The sequence below is a fragment of the Lysobacter arseniciresistens ZS79 genome (assembly GCF_000768335.1).
Lineage (GTDB): Bacteria > Pseudomonadota > Gammaproteobacteria > Xanthomonadales > Xanthomonadaceae > Novilysobacter > Novilysobacter arseniciresistens.
Window position 1 is genome coordinate 1 of record NZ_AVPT01000021.1, and the last position, 21,895, is coordinate 21,895.

Sequence of the window (21,895 nt, forward strand, 5' to 3'; positions counted from 1 at the left end):
AGCCAGAACCCACACCAGATTCCGGATACCCAAAAAAAATACCCCGGCCGAAGCCGGGGTATCCGTCGCATCCATGCGACCACATGGAGGGTTGGACTCAGTCGACCCGGGCCTGCAGGGTTACGCCGGCGAAGGCGCTCTCGCCGACGAGACGGATGTAGTACGACGCTTCGGCCGGCTTGCGCACGCGCACGGCCTCGTTGTTGCCCGGACGGTTGGAGCGGTACTCCCAGGCGTCGCCGGCCGGCGGCTCGCCGCTGCTGACGTAGACGCTGACATTGCCGCTGCCGCCATGCGACATCACGTTGAGCAGCCGAGCGCCAGCCGGCACGTCGATGCGGAAAAGCAGTCCTGTCCCCGCCGCGCCGGACAGGCCGGTCACCGGGACCTTGCTGGCCAGCTGGACGGCGCCGTCGTCGCCCCCGTCATCGCCCCCGTCCCCACCGTCCCCACCGTCACCGCTGAGTGCCAGCGTGATTGCGGCGTCGGCGTCGAGCAGGCCGCTGCCGATCGCGCGGTCCGGCGTCGCCGGGAACGGCCGCGCGCTGTCGACCAGGATCGCCTCCAGCTCGGCCGGCGTCTTCGGCGCCTTGCCGGCACCGACCACCGCGCTCTGCACCAGCGCGGCGACACCGGCGACATGCGGCGAAGCCATCGAGGTGCCGCCCATGCCGACGTAGGTCGGCTCGCCGAGGTCCGGCGAGGTCGCCGAACTGTTGGTTGCCTGCCAGACGTAGCCGCCCGGGTTGCCGTCGACGCCGCCGCCGCCGCCCGGGCCGGTCAGATCGACCACGCTGCCGTAGTTGGAGTAGCTGGCGCGACCACCGGTGATGCGCCCCGCCGCGACCGACACCACGTTGTCGCAGCTGGCCGGGGTGAAGTTGGCTGCGTCGGCGTTGCTGTTGCCGGCGGCCACCACCACCGTGGCACCCAGCGAAGTGGCGGTGTTGATCGCCGCCTGGCTGATCGCCGAGCAGCTGCCGCCGCCGCCGAGGCTGAGGTTGATGACCTCGGCCGGGTTGGGGTTGGCCGGCACGCCGGCGACGGTGCCACCGGCGGCCCAGACGATCGCGTCGGCGATGTCGGAGGTGTAGCCGCCGCATCGGCCGAGCACGCGTACCGGCAACACCCGGGCATCGTGGGCGACGCCGGCCATGCCGATCGCGTTGTTGCTCAGTTCGGCCACCGAACCGGCGACGTGGGTGCCGTGGAACGAGCTGTCCGACGCCGGTCGGCCGGCGGCGCACTCATCCGCGGCCTCCCAGTCGCCGTAGTCGTACGCGCCCGGCACGCGGGCGTCGGTCTCGCGCCGCGACACGAACGCGTCGGTGATGAAGTCGTAGCCTTCCAGCATGTTCGCGTCCATGTCGGGGTGCGGCACGATGCCGGTGTCGAGCACCGCCACCACCACGCCTTCGCCGGTCGAGGCGTCCCAGGCCGCCGGCGCGTCGATGCCGCCGGTCGCGTCGTGCAGGTGCCATTGGTACTGCGCGTAGTACTGGTCGTCGACCACCAGCTGCGGCTGCGCCAGCGTCGCCCGGCGCGGGCCGGGCAGGCCGGTGTGGCGCAGCATCCGGTCGACCTCGACCGAGCGCACCGAGGGGTCGGCCGCCAGCTCTCTGACCAGCGTGGACAGCCCGGCGTCGTCGAGCTTGCGCGACAGCTGCAGCAGGTCGGCGCCGACCGCGAGCCTGCGGACGTGGCGCATGGTTGGCGCCGCGGTTCGGACATCCGACATGCTGCGGACCAGGCGCTGGCCGTGTGCGCGGCGGGCGGCGGCGTCGGCCACCTGCAGCTTCGTCGCGCGATCGGTGCCGGCGTCGCGGTACCGCACGATCAGGCGCGCGCCGTGCGTCTCGGCGTCGGCGGCGGCGGGTAGCGGGCGGGTGTCCAGCGGCGCGCCGGCGTGGGCGGCCGGTACCGCCAGGGCAGCGGCGATCATCGAGGCCAGCAGGCCGGTGCGCGGATGCTTGTTACCAGTCATGTCCATTCCTTCTGGTTGATTGGTCGGGCGTGTGTCGTGGAATGTGGTGGCCGGCTTACCAGCCGAAGCCGACGCCGGCGCCGACCGAGGTGTCGTCACCGCTGAAGGCGCCGCCGAAGGTCACCGTGGCCCGCTCCGACAACGCGCGCTGGTAGCCCAGCGACAGTGCGGTCGCGCCGTTCTGGAAGCCGACGCCGACGCCGACGCGGTTGGCGCTGTCGATGCCCGCCGCGCTGGTGGCCATGTTGACCATCGCCGCGCTCATCGCGCCCATCTGGTCGATGCGGTGCTCCTGCTGGTTGAAGCGTGTGTCGACCTCGCCGCGCAGCGCGGTGAAGTCGTCGTTGAGCATGGTGAAGCGGGTGTCGGTGTACGCATTGGCCGAGTGCAGTGTCTGTGTCGCGGTGGTGTCGGTGTAGGCATTTGCCGATTGCAGCGTCTGTGCCGCAGCGGCGTCGGTGTAGCCCTGCGCACTGGCCAGCACGCCGGCGTCGCCGGCCTGCACCTGATCGAGGCTGGCAGTGCCGGCCGTCGCCGGTCCGGCCCCGCCCACCGTCAGCCGGCCGTCGATGTCGCCGTGGCCGATGGCCGCCACCGGAGCACCGGTCCCGGACGTGTCGGCTGCCAGCGACCCTTCCGGCGAAGACATCGCACCGGCGTCGGATGAACTGGCACTCGCGCGTCGCTTGCGCTTGCGGTCCTTGGCGCGGTTGCCGGGGATCGCATCGATCTCCTCGGCGAGCGAGCTCAAGCGCTGGTCGACCGCGGCGAACGCGCTGCCGATGTCGCCGTAGCTGCTGCCCTGGATCATGTAGCTGGGCGGGGCGAACACACCGCCGACGAAGCCGGCGCCGCCGCCGAGTACCGTCGCCAGCGACTGCAGCTGGCCGACGTTGACCGCGTCGTACGCCTGGGAGCCGGCGGCGACGTTGGTGATTTGACGCTGGAACGCCTCGCTGTAGTCGTCACCGGCGCTGCCAACCGAGATCGTGTTGGCTCGGTCGGCCAGCGAGCCGGCGCCGAGCGCGACGCTGTCGTAGGCATCCGCGTTGACATAGGCATTGGTGCCGACCGCCACGCTGCTGTCGGCGCCGGCCATAGCGCCGAAGCCGAGCGCGGTGGAGTAGCCGCCATCGGCGACCGACATGCTGCCGACCGCGGTATCGCCGATCGATTCGTAGTACTCGCTGCCGGCCACCGCGCCGTTGCCCAGCGCGGTCGCGCCGATCCCGTGGGCGGCGGTCAGCATGACGATCCGGCCCGGCGGGAGGCCGATCACCGCGCCGAGGTCGAACATGCCGCCGGCGGCGTAGCTGTAGTCCCCGGTGGCACTGGTGCCGGCGCCATAGCTGGCCGAGAACGCGCCACTGGCCAGGCTCATGAAGCCGGTGGCCACGCTCGCTTCCCCGCTGGCCAGCGACTGGCTGCCAAACGCGAGCGTGCCGGTGCCGCTGGCCTGGGCTTGCGAACCCAGTGCGACGCTGGCGCCGCCAGAAGCGATGGAACCGCTTCCGAGCGCGGTCGCCCCCGCGGCGATGGCTTGGCTGCCGGCGCCATAGGCGCTTGCGTCGGCGTGGTCGGCCACCGCGTTGAAACCGGTCGCGGTGGCGCCGTCGCCCAGCGCGAACGCGCCCGAACCGAACGCGCCGGCGCCGGTGCCGATCGCGCTGCTGGCCGAGCCGAACGCGCTGCTGTAGTCGCCCTCGGCCAGCGCATCGGAGCCGGCGGCGATGGACTCCTCGCCCAGCACCAGCGCCTCGCCGGCACCGGTCGACTCGAAGTAGATATCGGTCGACCTGGCCATCTCGCCGAGTTCTCGCAGCTGGGCGACGTTGACCGCGTCGGTGTCCTCGACACCGGCGGCGACGTTGGTGATCTGCCGTTCGCTACCTTCGCTGCCGACCGACACGCTGTCGTCGCGGTCGGCGACCGAGCCGCCGCCGAGGGCGACGGCGTTGGCCGCGGTTGCACTGGCGCCGTAGCCCACCGCGGTGCTGTTGATGCCGCTGGCGGAGCTGCCCGACCCGAGCGCCGACGAGTAGAAGGCGCTGGCCTGGCTGCCGGTGCCGAACGCCGACGCGGCGTAGTCGGTCGCGCTGCTGCCTGCACCTACCGCGGACGCGTTGATGCCATCGGCGGTGCTGCCGGCGCCGACGGCGGTGGCGCTGACATTGACCGCCCGGCTGTCGGCACCGATCGCAGTGGCCGCCGAGCCGGTCGCGCTGCTGCCGGCGCCGAACGCCGAAACCTTGTAGCCGAACGCCTGGCTGCCGGCGCCGACCGCGGTCGCGGCCTCGCCCATCGCCATCGCGCCACTGCCGCAGGCGAGGCTCTTCTCGCCGTTGGCCATGGCCGGAGCGGAGCCGTCGGTCAGGCAGATCCCGGCGGCGGCCGCCGGCAATGCGGCCAGCGACAGCGTGGTGGCCAGTGCCAGCGAGAGTGGGGTCAGGCGCGTGCGCGGCGCGGACGAGGGGCGTGCGGAAACGGCGGAAGCGCGCAACGTCGGCGCGTTGTTGGAGACGAGCATGGTGATTTCCCTATGTGTGCGTCCATTCAGAGCGCGCGCCAGCTGGCGTGCCTCTCCCCGAACCAGCCCGCCCGCCCGATCCCGCGCAATGCAACGGCCGGTCATTGGCCAAGAGCGCGGGAGCGTTGCCGTCGCGCCGTCAGGCGACGCGGGGCAGCGACCGGAGTGGTGGCGCGGAGGTCGACGACGCCCGCGCTACCCATAGCGATATCACGAACATGACGGGAATGTGAACAACACGCCGCAGTACGGCACTGCGTTCGCACGCGCGGCGGTTCAGCCCGCCCATCTGGCAAGGCTCAGGCAGGGAAAGGCCGCGGGGCCTGTCGCGGCGCTGCACCACGCGGGCGCGGAATCATTCCTGCAGAAGTGCCCGGATCGCGTCGAACCCCGCCTTCGCCCGCTCCTGCTTGCGCGCAGCATCGGCGACCGGGTCGGCGCCGTCGCGCTGCACTTCGTCGGCCGGCAGTTCGTCGAAGAAGCGGCTCGGCTTGAGCCGCAGCAATTCGCCCCACTTCTGCGCCTGTTTGGAGTACGACAGCCACAGCTGTTCCTTGGCGCGGGTGATGCCGACGTACAGCAGCCGCCGTTCCTCGTCGATGCGGCCTTCCTCGATGCTCGCCTCGTGCGGCAGGTTGCCGTCGTCGACGCCGACGATGAACACGTAGCGGAATTCCAGCCCCTTGGCCGCGTGCAGGCTCATCAGCCGCACCTGGTTGCCGGCGTCGCCCTTGTCGGCGTGCGACAGCAGCGCCAGTTGCGCGGCAAGCTCACCCGGGCCCGCGCCCTTGCCGCCGTCGAACCAGTCGGCCAGCTCTTCCAGGTTCTGCTTGCGGCGCTGGTAGCCGGCCTCGTCCTTGCACTGGGCGCGGATCGACTGCAGCAGGCCGGAGCGATGGGCGAGTTCGCGCACAAGCTCGGCCGGGGTCAGCCGGCGGGCGTCCTCGCGCAGGCCGCGCACGATCGTGGCGAAGCCGTCGAGCGCATTGGCGGCGCGCGGCGGCAGCTGCTTGAGCGCGCCGACCGACTCGATCGCACGTGACATCGGCATGTGCGCGCGCTGCGCGAGTTCGGCCAGCTTCGCCAGCGTGGTCGCGCCGACCTCGCGCTTGGGCGAAGTGACCGCGCGCAGGAACGCGGCATCGTCGTCCGGGTTGGCGACCAGCCGCAGCCACGACAGCGCGTCCTTGACCTCGCCGCGCTCCAGGAACGCAGTGCCGCCGGTCAGGTGGTAGGGAATGCGCAGCAGCTGCAGCGCCTTCTCCAGCGCGCGCGACTGGTGGTTGCCGCGGAACAGGATGCAGAAGTCGCTCCACGGCGCCTGCTTCGCGGCCGCGGTGAACTGGATCTCGGCGGCGACCTTCTCGGCCTCGTGGGCGGCGTCGCGGCACTCCCAGATGCGGATGCGTTCGCCGTCGGCCTGGTCGGACCACAGCGTCTTGGGGTGCTCGTGCGGGTTGTGCGCGATCAGCGCGTTGGCCGCGCGCAGCACCCGGTTGGAGCAGCGGTAGTTCTGTTCGAGCTTGACGATCCGCAGCGCCGGGTAGTCGGTGCCGAGCGACAGCAGGTTGTCGGGATTGGCGCCGCGCCAGGCGTAGATCGACTGGTCGTCGTCGCCCACGCAGGTGAACAGGCCGCGCGGCCCGGCGATCGCCTTGAGCAGGCGGTACTGGGCGTCGTTGGTGTCCTGGCACTCGTCGACCAGCAGGTAGCCGATGCGCTCGCGCCAGCCGGCGGCGCACTCGGCGTCGCTTTCCAACAGTTGCACCGGCAGCCGGATCAGGTCGTCGAAATCGACCGCGTTGAAGGTGCCCAGCCGCGCCTGGTACAGCGCGTAGACGGTCGCGGCGTCGACCTCGCGTGCGCTGCGTGCCTCGGCCATGGCCTGCTCCGGCGACAGCCCGGCGTTCTTCGCTCGCGAGATCAGGTTGCGCATGTCGTCCAGCGCGTCGGGCTTGGTGCCGGTGCCGAGCAGGTCCTTGATCTGCGCCGCGCTGTCGTCGGCGTCGAAGATCGAAAAGCCGCGGCGCAGGCCGAGCTTCGCATGCTCGATCTGGAGGAACTTCAGCCCGAGCGCGTGGAAGGTGCAGATCGTCAGCCCGTCCGCCGCGTCGCCGCGGATGCGCTTGGCGACGCGCTCGCGCATCTCCTTCGCCGACTTGTTGGTGAAGGTGATCGCGGCGATGCGTTTGGCCGGCATCCGCCCGGACGCGATCAGGTGCGCGATCTTCTCGACGATCACCCGGGTCTTGCCGCTGCCGGCGCCGGCGAGCACGAGCAGGGGGCCGTCGGTGTGCTCGACGGCGGCGCGCTGGGGGGGGTTGAGGCCGTGCATCGGACGCGGAGAACCGGGTGGTGCGGCCGGGCATTCTAGCCGGCGCCGCCGCGGCGGACTGCGCGTGCCGGCGCACTCCCGACGCTAGACTGCGTCGATGGCAAAGCTCTATTTCTACTACTCTGCGATGAACGCGGGGAAGACCACGACCCTGCTGCAGTCGGCGCACAACTACCGCGAGCGTGGCATGCGCGTGGCGATCCTGGCGCCGCGGCTGGACGACCGTGCCGGCCCGGGCACCGTGGCCTCGCGGATCGGGCTCAGTGCCAGCGCGGTCGCGTTCGGGCCCGAGCAGGACCTGCAGCGGCTGGTCGAGGCCGACATCCTCGCCCGCGGGCCGCTGCATTGCGTGCTGGTGGACGAGGCGCAGTTCCTGCGCAAGGCGCAGGTCTGGCAGCTGAGCGAGGTGGTCGACGCGCTCGGCATCCCGGTGCTCTGCTACGGGTTGCGCACCGATTTCCGCGGCGAGCTGTTCGAGGGCAGCCAGTACCTGCTGGCCTGGGCCGACGAGATCAGCGAGATCAAGACGATCTGCCACAGCGGCAGCAAGGCGACCATGAACATGCGCGTCGACGCGCAGGGCCGCGCGGTGCTCGAGGGGCCGCAGGTCGAGATCGGCGGCAACGAGCGCTACGTGTCGGTGTCGCGGCGCGAGTACAAGAAGGTGATGCGCGGCGAGGGCACGATCGAGCCGCTGCAGGCGCCGCTGCCGTTGTAGCGGGCGCGGCACCGGGCCCGCGGCGGGACGAGGTCAGCGTGGCGCGGTGGCGTCGGCCAGTGCCGGCGACGGCACTGGCGGCAGGTTGCAGCCGGCCCGTATCGCGGCCACCTCGCGGTTGATCGCGCCGCCTTCCGGCCGGCTCTGGCGCAGCTGGCCGTCGAGCCGGTCGAGCATCATCAGCGCCTCCGCCTGCTGGCCATGGCGGCAGCGCTGCTGCGCGGCATGCGCACCGGCGCGCCACGCGACCTGGCGCAGTTCGATGTCGTCGGTTGGCAGCGCGGCGAGGGTGTCGAGCAGGGTCAGCGCCTCCCGTGCCTGCGTGGGGTCGGCCGCCTGTGCGGCGTGGAGGGCGAGTTCAAGCTCGACCCGGCGGGTGCCGGGGTGGCCGTCGCCGAGCCGCCTGCGTGACACCTCCAGCGCATGCGCCAGCCGCTGCAGGCCGCTGTCGGTCCGGCCCAGCGCCAGTTCGACGCTGCCAAGCACGCGTTCGGCGGCGGCCGACGCGTGCCCGTCGCCGTGCAGGCCGCGGCGCAGTTCCAGCGCCTCCAGCAGCAGCGGGTGGGCCGGCCGGTGCTGGCCGGAGCGGTGCAACACGCTGCCCAGTTCGACCAGCGCGTCGGCGACCGGGCCGGGGACGCCGGCTTCGCGTCGGAGTGCCAGCGCCTGGCGCAGTTCATCGGCCGCGGTGGCGACGTCGCCGCGCTCCCACGCCAGGCGTCCAAGCCGGCCGTGGCCCTCGGCGAGCGCGACGTGGCGGTCGCCGTGGCGCCCGGCCAGCCTCCGCTGGATCGACAGCCAGCGTGCCCGCGCCTCGGCATGGCGCCCCTGGTCGGCGAGGATGCCGGCCAGCTGGCGCTCGACCGTCAGTGTGGTGGCGTGGCCGGGGCCGTTGATCTCGGTGGTGATCGCCAGCGCGTCCATCAGCTCGCGCTCGGCCTCGCCGAGTCGGCCGCCGGCGCGGTGCAGCCGGGCCAGGTTGCGGTCGATGTCGACCAGCAGCGGGTGGCGGTTGCCGGCCTCGTCGCGCAGCTGGTTGCGGGCCGCCTCGAACTCGGCCAGGGCGATGTCGACCTTGCCGGCGTCGGCATCGAGTCCGGCGAGGTCCATCAGGTTCTCGACCTCGCCGACGTGGTCGGTGCGGTTCTCGCGGCGCAGCGCCAGCGAGCGCTCGAACAGCTGCCGCGCGCCCTGCAGCTGCCCGTCGGCGCGCCGGCAGCGGCCCAGTTGCGAGTAGAACTCGGTGACCTGCGGCGGCAGCTGGGCCTGCTCGCGCTGGGCCATCGCCAGCGCAGGCTGCATCAGCTCGAGGCAGCCATCGGCGTCGCCGAGCAGGCGCAGCACGCGGCCACGCTGGGTCAGCGACTCCAGCTGCAGGCTGGTCGGCACGTCGGTGCCCTCGATCAGCCGCGCCTGTCGCGCCAGCAGCGCGCGCGCCTCGTCGTAGTCGCCCAGCCCGGTGCGCAGCCGCGCGATCACGCCGAGCAGCTCGGCCAGTGTGCGCGGCTGCCGCGCCAGCTCGCGGTCGCCACGCTCGACCGCGGTCGCCAGCAATTGGCGCAGGTCCAGCGGCTGGCCGTCGCGGGTGCCGCTGGCGCGCTCGAACACGCCGACCATGAAGTCCTGCATCGCCTGCGCGCGCGCGGCCTCGCGCACCGCTTCGCGTGCCTGCCACGCGACCACGCCGAGCGAGGCGGTCAGCACCAGCGCGGTCAGCGTGCCGGTCGCCAGCGCCCAACGGTGCCGGCCGATGTACTTGGCGACGCGGTAGTTGAGGCTCTGCGAGCGCGCGTGCACGGGCTTGCCGGCGACGTGCCGCTGCAGGTCCTGGGACAGCGCCTCGACCGAGGGGTAGCGTCGCTCCGGCTGCTTGGACAGCGTCTTCAGCACTATATTGTCGAGGTCGCCGGACAACGCCCGCGCGCGCCGCTGCATCGCCGCGGCGGCGGGGTCGTCGTGGCGGCTCTCGGCCGCGCGCTGCAGCGCCTGCGACGGCCGCAGCGGGTCGTGGGTGAGGATCGCCTCCTCCCAGGCCGCGTCGCTGTCGCGCTTGGGCCGGTATGGCTTGTGGTCGCTCAGCAGCTCGTACAGCACCACGCCGAGCGAATAGACGTCGGTCATCGTCGTGACCGGTTCGCCGCGCACCTGCTCCGGCGCGGCGTAGTGCAGGGTGAACGCGCGCATGCCGGTGCGGGTCTGTTCCGGTGCGCCGTCGGTGTCGAGCAGCTTGGCGATGCCGAAGTCGAGCAGGCGCACCTCGCCGGCCGGCGTCACCAGGATGTTGGACGGCTTGAGGTCGCGGTGGACGATCAGGTTGGCGTGGGCGTGGCTGACCGCGTCGCAGATCTGCCCGAACATCCGCAGCCGGGCCTCGAGCGGGGTGCGGTGTTCGCGGCAGTAGTCGGTGATCGGTGCGCCGTCGACGTGTTCCAGCGCCAGGTACGGCAGGCCGTCCGCGCTGATGCCGGCGTCGAGCAGGCGGGCGATGTGCGGGTGCGCCAGCCGCGCCAGGATCTGCCGCTCGCGGGTGAAGCGCAGGCGCAGGTTGGTATCGGCCAGGCCCGGGCGCAGCAGCTTCAGTGCGACCCGTCGCTGGTACAGGCCGTCGGCGCGCGCGGCCAGCCAGACCTGGCCCATGCCGCCTTCGCCGAGCAGGCGTTCGAGCCGGTACGGGCCGACCTCGCCGCCGGGCAGCACGCCGCGCTGCGGCGACACCACCGGTTCGGCGAGGAAGTCCTCCTGCCCGACCTCCAGCGCGATCAGCTCCTCCAGCTCGTCGGCCAGCGCCGGATCGTCGGCACGCAGCTCCGCCAGCCGCCGTGCGCGGCCGTCGGGTTCCAGCTCGAACAGCTCGTCGAGCAGGGGGGAAAGCCGTTGCCAGCGCGTGCTGTCCATCGTCCGGTGGTACCCGTTGCGTCGCCTCGACCCCGTCTGGCGCGGGCCGGTGGCGGCTACTCCTGCAGCGAGGCCAGCAGGAACAGCCGCGCCTTCTGCCAGTCGCGCCGGATGCTGCGCTCGGAGCGTTCCAGCAGCGCCGCGATTTCCAGTTCCGACAGGCCGGCGAAGTAGCGCAGCTCGACCACCTGCGCCAGCCGCTTGTCGACGTCGGCCAGCCGGGTCAGCGCGGTGTCGAGGCCGAGCATCTCCTCATCCAGCCGCAGGCCGCCCTCCAGGTCCTCGGGCAGGTCGGTGACGCGGTGCAGGTCCCCGCCGCGCTTCTGCGCCAGCCGCTGGCGCGCGTAGTCGACCACCACCGAGCGCATCGCCGAGGCCGCGTAGGCGAAGAAGTGCGCGCGGTCGTCGAACTTCGCTTCGCGCCGGCCGGCGAGCTTGAGGTAGGCCTCGTGCACCAGGGCGGTGGCGTCCAGCGTCTGCCCGCGCTGGCCGGCGAGCTGGCGCCGGGCCATGGTGTGCAGCTCCTGGTACAGCGTCGCGAGCACGCGGTCGAGTGCGCCACGGTCCCCGTCGCGGGCTGCATCCAGCAGTTGGGTGATGTCGGCGGTCCCCGCCATCCTGTGATCCCCGTCGCGTTTGCGGGGGACTATAGCGCGCCCGGTCGGCCGGCGTATGGCGGGCTGTGGGCGGTCTGAACGCTGCCGGGGCCACCGCGGGCGCGCGGCCGTGCCGTCAGCGCTGGCAGTGGCCGCACCAGACGGTCGCGCGTTGGCCGACCATGGCGTGCCGCAGCGCGCGGCCACAGGCCGGGCAGGGCAGGCCGGCGCGGCCGTAGACCGACAGCTCCTGCTCGAAGTAGCCCGGCGCGCCGTCGGGGCTGATGAAGTCGCGCAGGGTGGTGCCGCCGCGCGTGATCGCGTGGCCGAGCACCCGCTTCACTTCTTCGGCCAGCCGCCCGTAGCGCCCGCGCGAGATCCGCCCGGCCGGCCGCAGCGGCGAGATGCCGGCGGCGAACAGCGCCTCGGCGGCGTAGATGTTGCCGACCCCGACCACCACCGACTGGTCCATCAGGAAATTCTTGACCGGCGCGCTGCGGCCGCGTGACAGCGCGAACAGGTGGTCGCCGTCGAAGGCATCCGACAGCGGCTCGGGACCGAGCGCGGCCAGCAGCGGATGGACCTCGCCGGGTGCCTGCCACAGCAGGCAGCCGAATCGGCGCGGGTCGTTGAAGCGCAACACGCGGCCGCCTTCCAGCACGAGGTCGACGTGGTCGTGCGCGCGCACCGGGGTGTCGGCCGGAAGCACCCGCAGGCTGCCGGACATGCCCAGGTGCAGCAACGCGCTGCCGGCTGCGGTGTCCAGCAGCAGGTACTTGGCCCGGCGCCGCACCGCGTCGATGGTCCGGCCCGGCAGCAGGGTCGACACTTCCGCCGCGATCGGCCAGCGCAGGCTGTCGCGGCGCAGCGTCGCGCCGAGCACGCGGCGGCCCTGCAGGTGGGGCGCCAGGCCGCGGCGGGTGGTCTCGACTTCGGGCAGTTCGGGCATCGCGCAAGCTTAGTCGCGCCGGAGGCGGCCGGCGGCGGACTTGCTGAATGCGACGGGCGCCGCGCTTGCGCACGTCGATGAACACCCCCATCACGGAATGGACAGGCACCCGCGTGCGGGCCGGTGGGCGATGGCATCATGGTCCGGGGCTCGCATCGCCGCGTCCGCCGGCCCTGCCGCTGTCCCGCCCGTTTGCCCGCTGTCCCGCCGTATCGGAGTTCCGACGCAATGCCCGCTTCCCTGCTCGATTTCCTCGCCGGCGGCCTGTTCCAGGCCGGCTGGGGCGCCCTCGCGCTGTACCTGCTGGTCGCGACCCAGCTGACCATCTTCTCGGTCACGCTGTACCTGCACCGCAGCCAGGCGCACCGCGCGGTCGACTTCCACCCGGTGATCGCGCACTTCTTCCGGTTCTGGACCTGGCTGACCACCTCGATGATCACGCGCGAGTGGGCCGCGATCCACCGCAAGCACCACGCCAGGTGCGAGACCGAGGAAGACCCGCACAGCCCGCAGGTGAAGGGCATCGGGACCGTGTTCTGGCGCGGCGTGGAGCTGTACCGCGAGGCGCGCGGCGACCGCGAGTCGATCCAGAAGTACGGCAAGGGCTGCCCGGACGACTGGATCGAGCGCCACCTGTACACCCCGCACGCGACCCTGGGCCCGACCCTGCTGCTGTTCATCAGCTTCGCGCTGTTCGGCTTCGCCGGCGTCGCGGTGTGGGCGATCCAGATGCTGTGGATCCCGTTCTGGGCCGCCGGCGTGGTCAACGGCCTCGGCCACTGGTGGGGCTACCGCAACTTCGAGACCACCGACACCGCGACCAACCTCACCCCGTGGGGCGTGTGGATCGGCGGCGAGGAGCTGCACAACAACCACCACGCGTTCCCGAGCTCGGCCAAGTTCGCCCTGCGCCGGTTCGAGTTCGACATCGGCTGGAGCGCGATCAAGGCGCTGCAGGCGGTCGGGCTGGCGAAGGTGCTGCGCGTCGCGCCGTCGCTGGACGTGCGCCCGAACATCGCGATGCCCGACGGCGAGACCCTGAAGGCGCTGCTGGCGATCCGCTTCCAGGCGATGACCGACTACTACCGCAAGGTCACCCTGCCGAGCCTGCGCGAGGGCGGCTCGAAGCTGCCGCGCGCGCTGCGCAAGGGCTTGGCCGACGGCGGCCGCTGGCTCGACGACGACAAGCGCGCGCGCCTGCAGGCGTGGCTGGCCGAGCGGCCGAAGATGGCGACGCTGGCCGAGTACCGCCAGCGCCTGCAGCAGGTGCTCGACGACCGCTCGCACGACGCCCAGACCACGCTCGCCCGGTTGCAGGCCTGGTGCGCCGAGGCCGAGGCGACCGGGATCCAGTCGCTGCAGCAGTTCTCGGCGCGGCTGAAGGGCTACACCCTGGTGCCGGCGCGCGCCTGAGCCGGCGCGACACCCCCGTGACCGCGCCGGCCCCGCCACGCGAACGCATGAAGCCCGCCGCGCTTGCTGCGGGCTTCGCGCTGGCCGCGATCGCCGGGGCGGCACTGGCGCCGCCGGCCGCCGCGCAGGTGACCGCGCCGTCGGCCTACCTGGAGCGGATCGACACCGACGGCAGCGGCGACGTATCGCTGGCCGAATACCAGCAGTGGATGGGCTACGCGTTCGAGCGCATGGATGCCGACGGCGACGGCGTGCTCGCCCCGCACGAACTGCCCGGCGGCCGCGGCCGGCCGGTGCGTCTGGCCGACCACCGCGCCGCGCTCGCCGCCGCGTTCGCACGGCAGGACGCCGACGGCGACGGCGTGCTCGACGCCGCCGAGCTGGCCGCGCCGCCACGCTGAGCCGCCGCGCGCGCCGGCGTCAGGCTCAGGCGCCCTCTGCGTCCACCTGCGGCGCCCGGTGCCGGTCGGGGTCGAGCACGTAGGCCAGCAGGTCCTCGTCGGCCGGTTCGCGGTCGTTGAGGAACACGCTGATGTCGCCGGTCACCTCCAGCACCGCGCAATGCACCTGCGACAGCGAGCGGGCGCCTTTCATGCGCAGCTCGGCGTACAGCTCGCGGCGGGTGGTGCGCTCCTTGCGCAGCGCCTCGAAGTCGACCCGGCCGTCGCGCACCAGCACCCGCGGACGCGATTCCATGTAGTCGCGCAGCGGCCGCGAGTGTTCGGCCAGCGTCTCCAGCAGCACCATCACCAGGGTGACGCCGACCAGGATCAGCGCCGCGTACACCAGCGGCACCGACGGGTACAGCAACGCGTCGCCGGCGGCCGAGCCCAGCGCGATCAGCAGCATCTGCTGCATCGGGCTGAGGTCCTGCTGGCCGCGCTTGCCCATCAACCGCAGCACCAGCATCAGGATCGCGAAGACCACCAGGATCTTGAACACGATCTCCAGCATGTAGAGCTTCGGCGGCAGCCCGAGCAGCAGGCGGTCCCAGTCGAATACGCGGATGTCGGTTTCCATGGCGGCCCTTCGCGGTGAGGCCGCCAGTTGGCACCGGCGACGGGCAAGGCGGGGTGACGGATGCGACGCCCGTCGACGCGCCCGCGGTGCGCGCTGGGGCACACTGGGGCCTGCGGCGGTCGCCCGCCGCGCCCGTCGAACAGCCCAGGAGCGCGCCATGAACACGACCCCCACGGTCCATCCGGTCGATCCCGCCTTCGCCGCCGATGCGCGGATCACGCGCGAGCAGTACCAGCGCCTGTACGCCGGGTCGTTGGAGCAGCCGGAGGCCTTCTGGGGCCGCATCGGCGAACGGCTGGACTGGATGACGCCGCCGACGGTGATCAAGGACACCAGCTTCGACCTGCACGACTTCCGCATCCGCTGGTACGCCGACGGCGAGCTCAACGCCGCCGCCAACTGCCTCGACCGCCACCTCGCCGAGCGTGGCGACAAGACCGCGATCATCTTCGAGCCCGACAGCCCCGACGCGCCGGCGCAGCACATCAGCTACCGCGAACTGCACGCGCGCACCTGCCAGGCCGCCAACGCGCTGCGGGCGCTGGGCGTGCGCAAGGGCGACCGGGTCACGATCTACCTGCCGATGATCCCGGAGGCGGTGGTGTCGATGCTCGCCTGCGCGCGGATCGGCGCGGTCCACTCGGTGGTGTTCGGTGGCTTCGCCGCCAGCTCGATCGCCGACCGCGTCGCCGACTGCGGCAGCAAGCTGATCATCACCGCCGACGAGGGCCGTCGCGGCGGCCGCGGCGTGCCGCTCAAGGCCAACGTCGACGCCGCGCTGAAACTGCCGGGCACCAACAGCGTCGAGACCGTGCTGGTGGTGCGCCACAGCGGCGCCGCGGTCGACATGCAGATGCCGCGCGACCGCTGGTTCGACGCGGTGGTCGACAGCCAGCCGGTCGAGTGCGAGCCCGAGCGCATGAACGCCGAGGACCCGCTGTTCATCCTCTACACCTCCGGCAGCACCGGCAAACCCAAGGGCGTGCTGCACACCACCGCCGGCTACCTGGTCTACTGCGCGTACACCCACGAGGCGGTGTTCGACCTGCGCGAGGACGACGTCTACTGGTGCACCGCCGACATCGGCTGGGTCACCGGCCACAGCTACATCGTCTACGGCCCGCTGGCCAACGGCGCGACCGCGCTGGTGTTCGAGGGCGTGCCGACCTGGCCCGACAGCGCGCGCTTCTGGCAGGTGATCGACAAGCACGCGGTCACCATCTTCTACACCGCGCCGACCGCGATCCGCGCCCTGATGCGCGAGGGCGACGAGCCGGTCAAGTCGACCTCGCGCGGCTCGCTGCGGCTGCTGGGCAGCGTCGGCGAGCCGATCAATCCCGAAGCCTGGCGCTGGTATTTCGAGGTGGTCGGCGGCTCGCGCTGTCCGGTGGTCGACACCTGGTGGCAGACCGAGACCGGCGGCATCATGATCAGCCCGCTGCCGGGCGCGATGGACCTCAAGCCCGGCTCGGCGACGCGGCCGTTCTTCGGCGTGCAGCCGGCGCTGGTCGACCCCGCCGGCCGGGTGCTGGAGGGCGAAGCCGAGGGCAACCTGGTCATCACCGATTCCTGGCCCGGCCAGATGCGCACGGTCTACGGCGACCACCAGCGTTTCATCGACACCTACTTCCGCACCTACCCCGGCAACTACTTCAGCGGCGACGGTTGCCGCCGCGACGCCGATGGCGATTACTGGATCACCGGCCGGGTCGACGACGTCATCAACGTGTCCGGCCACCGCATCGGCACCGCCGAGGTCGAGAGCGCGCTGGTGTCGCACCCGAAGGTGGCCGAGGCGGCCGTGGTCGGCTTCCCGCACGACGTCAAGGGGCAGGGCATCTACGCCTACGTGACCCTGGTCGCCGGCGAGGCCAGCAGCGACGGCCTGCGCGACGAACTGGTGCGCCACGTGCGCGCGCAGATCGGCCCGATCGCCACGCCCGACCACCTGCAGTGGGCGCCGGGACTGCCGAAGACGCGCTCGGGCAAGATCATGCGGCGGATCCTGCGCAAGATCGCCGAGAACGCCACCGACCAGCTCGGCGACACCAGCACGCTGGCCGACCCGTCGGTGGTGGAGTCGCTGGTGCGCGACCGCCGCGTGCCCTGACCGGGCCGGCGGCGGCTACTCCACCGCGATGCGCCGCCCCTGCGGCAGCGCCGCGGTGAGCCAGTCCAGCGTGGCGCCACGCATGCCGGTGCTCGCCACCTGGGAGCCACGGCCGGAGGCGTCACACGGCCCCAGCCGCGCGTCCGCCGGCACCAGGCTATGCAACGCGACCTGCGCCGCTACGTCGCCGACGCGGTGGGCCTCGGCGTGGCTGGCGAGCAGCTGCGCGGTCGCGGTTTCGTGCTCGCCGCGGGCCAGCGCCAGCAGCATCGCGACCACGTCCATCCGCAGGTCGGTGGCCCACAGCTCCGGCGGCAGCATCGTTCGGGCGGTGGCAAGGTGGCTCGCGGCGCCCTGCCAGTCGCCGGTGGCGGCGCTGTTCTCGGCCAGGCCGAGTTCGGCGTGCCCCTGCAGCCAGTGGTAGCCGGTGCCCTGCAGTGCCGCGACGGCCTCCCGGTACAGCGTGGCGGCCTGCTCGTGGCGGCCGTTGCGGTCCAGCAGGTAGGCCAGCTCGATGCCGTCGCTCCAGCGGTCCGGTGACGGCGGCTGGCCGGTGACCTCGGCGGCCAGCGCGTCCAGCCGCTGGTCGGCGGCCGGGGTGTCACCGGCCATCTGGTCGAGCCAGGCGCCCAGCCACTGCGCGCGCAGCTCCACGAACGGCTCGTCGGTGCTGCCGCAGCGGTCCAGCTCGATCCGCGCCTGGTCCATCCGGCCCTGCAGCACCAGCAGGTCGCCGCGGGCGCAGGCCAGCCGCGCCAGGGTGGTCTCCGGCAGCCCCGGCAGGCCCTTGCGCTGCAGCCGCTGCGGGGTCTGGCCGAGCGCCGCCATCGCGCCGGCATAGTCGCCGTGCAGGGCCTGGATGAAGGCCTCGAACTGGTCGAGCCAGACCGACTCGTCGGCGGCCAGGTCGTCGTGGCGGATCCGCCGCACGCGCTCGCGGGCCTGGTCGAACTGGCCGGTCAGCAGGTCCTCGTTGAGCAGGTCCAGCTCCAGCGCGCGCAGGCCCAGCGCGTCGCCGGCGGCCTCCGCCGCGGCGCTGGCCTGCTCCAGCCGCGTCCGGTACATCGCCAGGTCGCCGGCGGCGTAGTGCTGGAACGCCGAGCGCCGCAGCAGCTGGATCTCGATGCTGCGGTAGCCGCCGGCGTACGCACGCGCCAGCAGCGTGTCGAACCGCGTGTAGTCACCCGGCGGGCCGGTCAGGTCGGCCGAGACGCGCGCGTACAGCGCGTCCAGATCGGCGCCGATCGACTCGTACAGCTTCGCCGCCTCCTCGAAGCCGGAGCGGTCGGCCTTCGGCCCGTGCTGGTAGACCTCGACCATCGCCAGCAGGTGCAGGGCGCCGGCCAGTTCGCGTTCCCAGCCGGCGCCGGCCGCGCGCGCCATCGCCTCGGTCCGGCCGGCATGTTCGCGCACGGCCGCCGGGTCGCCCTGCGAGAACGCGATGTCGGCGCGGGTCAGGTGCCAGCGGATGCGCACGTTGGCCGGCTGGGCCTGCCAGTCGACCGTGTCGAGCGTGGCCAGCGCCGCCTCGGGGTTGCCGGAGCGGTACTGGTAGCCGGCCTGGTCGAGCCGGAAGCCGGTCTTGCCGGGGTAGTCGCGGGCCAGCGCGTTGTAGGCGTCCGCGGCCTCGAGGTAGCGCTGCGGGTCGACCGTCAGCGCGGCGGCGTCGAGCACCCGGCGTGCGTCGTCTTCCAGCGGGGTCAGGCGGCTGAGTGCCGCCCCCATGTGGGCGACCGCCGGTCGGGCCTGGCCCAGTCGCGCGAGGCTCATCGACAGTTGCAGGTGGGCCAGCCCGAAGCCGGGGGCGCGCTCGACCACGGCCTCCAGCGCCTCGACGCTGCCGGCGAGGTCGCGCCGCGCGTAGCGGTCGTAGGCGGCGGCGTAGGCGCGGGCGGTGTCGGCGTCGATCGCCAGCGCCGGCCAGGCGGCGTCCGCACGGGCCGGCAGCAGCGCCGCCAGCACCTGCGAGGACAACTGGTCGACCAGCGCGGGGATCTCCTCGGCGCTGCCGCGCAGCTCGACGTTGCGCGGGCCGTCGGGTCCGTCGAGGCGGGCGCGGACGAAGTACTCGTCGGGCCGCCCCGCGGCGGTGCCGGAGGCCAGCAGCACGACCCGCGGGGCCAGTTCGCCGGCGTCGGCGGCGAGGTGGGCCTCCGTCAGCAGCATGGCCTCGGGCAGCGAATCGAGCTTGAACTCCAGCCACGCGTGCAGCAGCGCGGTCGGCCAGCTGCGGTCGCGGTCCGTGCCTTCGCCGACCTCGACCAGCGCGATTGCGACCGGTCCGGTGCCCGCGGTGCCGGTGCGCCACGGCGACAGCAGCAGCGCGGCGGCGACCACCAGGAGCGCCACCGCCGCGGCCGCGCCGCCGATGAGCAGGCGGCGTCGCGGCAGGCGTGTGCGGGAGCGGCCCGGCGCGGCGTGCCGGGCGGGCGGGACAGGTGGGGCCGGGACGAAGGCCGGGTCCGGCGCCGGTGTCGTGGCCGGATCGAGCGCCTCGACGGCGTCACGGGACGGCGGCGCGGTCACGGGCTCCGGTGTTGCCGGAGTCACTGGCCGCTCCTCCGACGCAATTCCGGAGGCCGGTGCCGCAACGGCATCCGCCGGCGGAACCGGCGCGGAAGCCTCCGCGGCCGCCGTACCGGCAGTCGACAGCGGGCCCGCCGGTGGAACCGGCAGACCAGCGGCCGTCGGATCGACGACGGCCTCCGCCGCCACCGCCGGGTCCGCCGCCTGTCCAGGCTCGCTCCCTGCCACCACCGACACCGCACCCGGCGGTTCGAACACGTACCCGCTCTTGGCCACCGTCCGCACCCAGTCACGGCGCGCCGGGCCAAGCGCCTTGCGCAGCATCCAGATGCTCTGCGACAGGTTGGCGTCCTCGACCACCAGCCCCGGCCAGACCTGCTCGAACAGCGACGCCCGCGAGTGCAGCACCCGCGGCCGGGCCAGGAACACCAGCAGCAGGTCGAACACCCGCTGCGGCAGTTCGACCTGCTGTTCAGGTCCCTCCACCTGCCGGTAGCGCAGGTCGATCCGCAGGTCGCCGACCTGCAGACGGGTGGCATCGAGCGGCCAGGGTGCGCCGTCCCGTTCTGTCACAGCTCTCTCTCCCCGGGCGGCGCGGCCGCGCCGAACGGACCGCGGCGTCGCCACCAACGGCCAATGAATTCAAACAGTTATGCCCTGATCCATGGGCCTGGGAGAACTCCGGCACTGCATCTTTTAGAACTTAATGAGACCGAATTTAGCACCCCGCAGAAGCGCCGACCCGATCCGGTCACATACATCTGCATGGTGCTCCGGCGCCGGTCAGGATGACAGGCGGCGGGAGCGCGCGGGATCGCGACAGAGGCGGCACGGAACGCCGGACAGCGATACCACGGTCGTGGACGCCGGGATGGATCCGCATCCACGACCTCCTTTATTTCCGGACCCTCCAACGGCATCGGGACGATGCCTGCGGGCCACAGGGGGTCGGGTCCGGACCTTGAGACTGATACCCAGCCAGGCACACGCCAGGGGAATTCCACGATGTCCACAGGTTCCAATCCGCACCGCATGCGCAAGCATGCCCTCGCCGCCGCCACCGCGGCCGCTCTCACCGCCGCCATGGTCGCCGCGCCGGCCGCCGCCGCCGGCAACGGCCTGGTCAACGCTTCCGGCCTGCAGTCGGACGCCAGCAACGACCGCTTCATCGTCAAGTACAAGGACGGCGCCGACGAGCGCGTCAACCCGGCCGCGCTGCGCCGCTCGCTCAACGCCGCCGCGCAGGCAACCGTGCACGGCAAGGCGCTGGGCCTGCACAAGCTGCGCAACATCGCGACCGGCGCGACCGTGCTCAAGACGCAGAAGAAGCTCGGCCGCTTCGAAGCCGAGGCGCTGATGCGCCGGCTGGCCGCGGACCCGGACGTCGCCTACGTCGAGGTCGACCGGCTGATGCAGCCGATCCTGACCCCCAACGACACCTACTACAACGACTACCAGTGGCACTACTACGAGGCCGCCGGCGGCATCAATGCCGATGACGCCTGGAACGCCACCACCGGCACCGGCATCGTGGTCGCGGTGCTGGACACCGGCATCACGGACCACAGCGACCTCAATGCCAACATGATTGCCGGCTACGACTTCATCAGCGATGCCTCCATCGCCGGCGACGGCAACGGCCGCGACAGTGATCCGAGCGACGAAGGCGACGCTTCAGGCGGCCGCAATTCGAGCTGGCATGGCACCCACGTGACCGGCACCGTGGCGGCGGTGACCAACAACAACTCCGGCGTCGCCGGCGTTGCTTACGGCGCCAAGGTTTCGCCAGTGCGCGTACTCGGCAAGGGCGGCGGTTACACCTCCGACATCGTCGACGGCATCGTCTGGGCCGCCGGCGGCAGCGTCTCGGGCGTGCCGTCCAACCCGAACCCCGCCGAGGTCATCAACATGAGCCTGGGCGGCGGCGGCGGCTGCTCGTCCAGCTACCAGAACGCGATCAACTTCGCGGTCGGCCAGGGCACCACCGTGGTGGTGGCCGCCGGCAACAGCAACGACGAGACCGCCGGCTACACTCCGGCCAGCTGCGACAACGTGATCGCGGTGGCGTCCACCACGCGCGACGGCAGCCGTTCGAGCTTCTCCAACTACGGCAGCCTGATCGACGTGGCCGCGCCGGGCAGCGACATCGCCTCGACCATCAACACCGGCACCACCACGCCAGCGTCGGAAGGCTACAGCCTGTTGTCGGGCACCTCGATGGCCAGCCCGCATGTGGCCGGTGTCGTCGCACTGATGCAGGCCGCCGCCGGCGGCACGCTGAGCCCGGCAGAGATCGAGTCGACCCTCAAGAGCACCCTGCGTGCGTTCCCCTCCACCCCCGATCGCGACATCGGTGACGGCATCGTCGACGCCGCGGCGGCGGTCGCTGCCGTGTCCGACGGTGGCGGCGGCGGCGGTGGCGGCGGTGGCGGCGGCGACGGCACCCTGCAGAAGGGCGTGCCGGTGAGCGGGCTGTCGGCCAGCACGGGCAGCGACGTCACCTTCACCTTCGAGGTCCCGGCCGGCGCGAGCAACCTGTCGTTCACGATGTCCGGCGGCAGCGGCGATGCCGACCTGTACGTCAAGCGCGGCAGCGCCCCGACCGACAGCAGCTACGACTGCCGTCCGTGGCGCAGCGGCAATGCCGAGACCTGCAGCTTTGCGACGCCGACCGCGGGCACCTACCACGTCCGCATCAAGGCGTACTCGAGCTTCAGCAACGTGAGCCTGGTGGCCGACTACACCGCCGGCGATGGTGGCGGCGATGGCGGCGGCGACACCGGTCCGCAGACCTACACCAACAGCACCGACTACACCATCTA

General features: G+C 72.4%; 12 protein-coding genes and 1 pseudogene. 5 read left to right on the forward strand and 8 right to left on the reverse strand.

The window, feature by feature from the left end; translation table 11 throughout:
• Positions 1–97 precede the first annotated feature (97 nt).
• From N799_RS10310 to N799_RS10320, 3 genes are all read right to left on the reverse strand, one after another.
• On the reverse strand, positions 98–1,984 hold the full coding sequence (locus N799_RS10310) for a S8 family peptidase (RefSeq protein ID WP_036212019.1): 1,887 nt from the start codon (positions 1,982–1,984) through the stop codon (positions 98–100).
• Between the two features lie 55 nt (positions 1,985–2,039).
• A complete protein-coding gene (locus N799_RS15670) occupies positions 2,040–4,511 on the reverse strand; it encodes a YadA-like family protein (RefSeq protein WP_036211946.1) in 2,472 nt (823 codons plus the stop codon).
• 355 nt (positions 4,512–4,866) lie between these two features.
• On the reverse strand, positions 4,867–6,846 hold the full coding sequence (locus N799_RS10320) for a UvrD-helicase domain-containing protein (RefSeq protein WP_036211949.1): 1,980 nt from the start codon (positions 6,844–6,846) through the stop codon (positions 4,867–4,869).
• A 97-nt stretch (positions 6,847–6,943) separates the two neighbouring features.
• Here N799_RS10320 and N799_RS10325 point away from each other — a divergent pair, with 97 nt between their 5' ends.
• Positions 6,944–7,564 (forward strand): thymidine kinase, encoded by a 621-nt coding sequence (locus tag N799_RS10325; protein WP_036211952.1) that lies wholly within the window; start codon positions 6,944–6,946, stop codon positions 7,562–7,564.
• A 33-nt stretch (positions 7,565–7,597) separates the two neighbouring features.
• On the opposite strand, the gene N799_RS10330 is transcribed toward N799_RS10325, so the two are convergent.
• The 3 genes from N799_RS10330 to mutM form a co-directional block, all read right to left on the reverse strand.
• Positions 7,598–10,459, reverse strand: coding sequence for a serine/threonine-protein kinase (locus N799_RS10330; protein ID WP_036211955.1), 2,862 nt, complete (start codon positions 10,457–10,459; stop codon positions 7,598–7,600).
• 56 nt (positions 10,460–10,515) lie between these two features.
• A complete protein-coding gene (locus N799_RS10335) occupies positions 10,516–11,076 on the reverse strand; it encodes an ECF-type sigma factor (protein ID WP_036211958.1) in 561 nt (186 codons plus the stop codon).
• A 115-nt stretch (positions 11,077–11,191) separates the two neighbouring features.
• On the reverse strand, positions 11,192–12,004 hold the full coding sequence (mutM, locus tag N799_RS10340; RefSeq protein WP_036211961.1) for a bifunctional DNA-formamidopyrimidine glycosylase/DNA-(apurinic or apyrimidinic site) lyase: 813 nt from the start codon (positions 12,002–12,004) through the stop codon (positions 11,192–11,194).
• 228 nt (positions 12,005–12,232) lie between these two features.
• Here mutM and N799_RS10345 point away from each other — a divergent pair, with 228 nt between their 5' ends.
• Positions 12,233–13,417, forward strand: coding sequence for a DesA family fatty acid desaturase (locus tag N799_RS10345; RefSeq protein WP_036211964.1), 1,185 nt, complete (start codon positions 12,233–12,235; stop codon positions 13,415–13,417).
• A 47-nt stretch (positions 13,418–13,464) separates the two neighbouring features.
• Entirely contained in the window at positions 13,465–13,818 is a 354-nt protein-coding gene (locus N799_RS10350) for an EF-hand domain-containing protein (protein WP_036211967.1), read from the forward strand.
• A 25-nt stretch (positions 13,819–13,843) separates the two neighbouring features.
• Here the strand turns inward: N799_RS10350 and N799_RS10355 are convergent, their stop codons facing one another.
• Positions 13,844–14,437 (reverse strand): DUF421 domain-containing protein, encoded by a 594-nt coding sequence (locus N799_RS10355; RefSeq protein ID WP_036211970.1) that lies wholly within the window; start codon positions 14,435–14,437, stop codon positions 13,844–13,846.
• A gap of 157 nt (positions 14,438–14,594) precedes the next feature.
• Between N799_RS10355 and acs the strand changes: the two genes are divergently transcribed.
• Positions 14,595–16,547 carry an acetate--CoA ligase gene (acs, locus tag N799_RS10360; protein ID WP_036211973.1) on the forward strand — a complete coding sequence of 651 codons (1,953 nt, stop codon included), beginning with the start codon at positions 14,595–14,597 and terminating at the stop codon, positions 16,545–16,547.
• 15 nt (positions 16,548–16,562) lie between these two features.
• Here the strand turns inward: acs and N799_RS10365 are convergent, their stop codons facing one another.
• Complete coding sequence (locus tag N799_RS10365; protein WP_036211976.1) at positions 16,563–19,646, reverse strand: winged helix-turn-helix domain-containing protein; 3,084 nt, start codon at positions 19,644–19,646, stop codon at positions 16,563–16,565.
• Positions 19,647–20,078: 432 nt separating this feature from the next.
• Between N799_RS10365 and N799_RS10370 the strand changes: the two are divergent.
• Positions 20,079–21,815: pseudogene (locus N799_RS10370) on the forward strand (S8 family peptidase); the annotation flags it as partial.
• Positions 21,816–21,895: the final 80 nt, after the last annotated feature.